We start from the raw sequence: 1018 nt of genomic DNA on the forward strand, positions 1-1018 counted from the left end.
CACTGCTGCCTGGCCACAGGCGCTCCGGTAAGCGCAAGCCGCAAACCGGACGCGCGCTGCCGCCTTCAAATGCAGGCGTCGCACGCCGGCCCCTATCGTTCTATGATCAGGTCGCAAAGCGCCTAGCTGACGTTGGGAGGCATGCATGAACAGCGTTCCAAGCTCGACTGTCGAGCGGATACAGCGTTACCTCGTTGGCTTGCGCATGCCACGCGCTCTCGAAGCTCTAGATGCCACTCTGAAGCGCTTTGAGCAGGGCGACAGCTCAATGCTGGAAGTGCTCGAGACGCTGCTGGGCGAGGAATTCACTACGCGCGAGACACGGCGTATTCGGATGGCACTACAGACAGCAAGATTGGGCACAATCAAGACGCTCGCCGGATATGACTTCAGTTTCCAGCCGAGCCTCGATCGTGATCGGATCATGACGCTGGCGCAACTGGATTTCATCGAGCGGCGACAGGCGGTTCATTTCCTCGGGCCGCCTGGAACCGGTAAATCACACCTTTCCATCGCGTTGGGTGTCGAAGCGGTCCGCGCCGGCAAGAGCGTGTACTTCGGCTCGCTCGCCGAAATCGTCAGCTCGATGGCGAAGGCCGAGCGCGAAGGCAATCTGCCGCAACGCGTGCGCTTCCTCGCGCGCAACAGCCTGCTTATTGTCGACGAGATCGGATATCTCCCCATCGGCTCAAACGGCGGCAACCTGTTCTTCCAACTGATCAACGCCTGCTATGAGCGGTGCGCGATTATCTTGACTTCCAATCGCAGCTTCGGTGAGTGGGGCGAGGTATTCGGCGACAGTGTCGTTGCAGCAGCCCTGCTCGACAGGTTGCTGCATCACGCGATCGTGGTGCAGATTGAGGGCTCTTCTTACCGTCTGCGCGAGCACGCCGATTTACTCCCTGACCATCTACGCAACCGTCCATCATCTCTACACCCGGCATCTGCCGAAACGCCGCGCCGGCGCCCAGGACGCCCCCGGAGGAGCTCACCCGATCCCGAAAACGGCTGATCACCA

The 1018-nt window shown here is 60.6% G+C and carries 1 protein-coding gene and 1 pseudogene; both read left to right on the plus strand.

The features are described 5' to 3' along the window. Positions 1–149, plus strand: a pseudogene (locus tag QCE73_RS33830) (IS21 family transposase); the annotation flags it as partial. Next, the gene (gene istB / locus QCE73_RS33835) at positions 146–1012 is read left to right on the plus strand and encodes an IS21-like element helper ATPase IstB (RefSeq protein WP_033536439.1); all 867 of its coding nucleotides are present in this window, start codon (positions 146–148) and stop codon (positions 1010–1012) included. The pseudogene QCE73_RS33830 and the gene istB, both read left to right, overlap by 4 nt. Positions 1013–1018: the final 6 nt, after the last annotated feature.

The organism is Caballeronia sp. LZ029 (assembly GCF_031451275.1).
Classification (GTDB): Bacteria; Pseudomonadota; Gammaproteobacteria; order Burkholderiales; family Burkholderiaceae; genus Caballeronia; species Caballeronia jiangsuensis.

Coding starts and splice junctions, on each gene's coding strand:
- istB (WP_033536439.1), top strand. CDS start 146: ATGAACAGCGTTCCAAGCTCGACTGTCGAGCGGATACAGCGTTACCTC.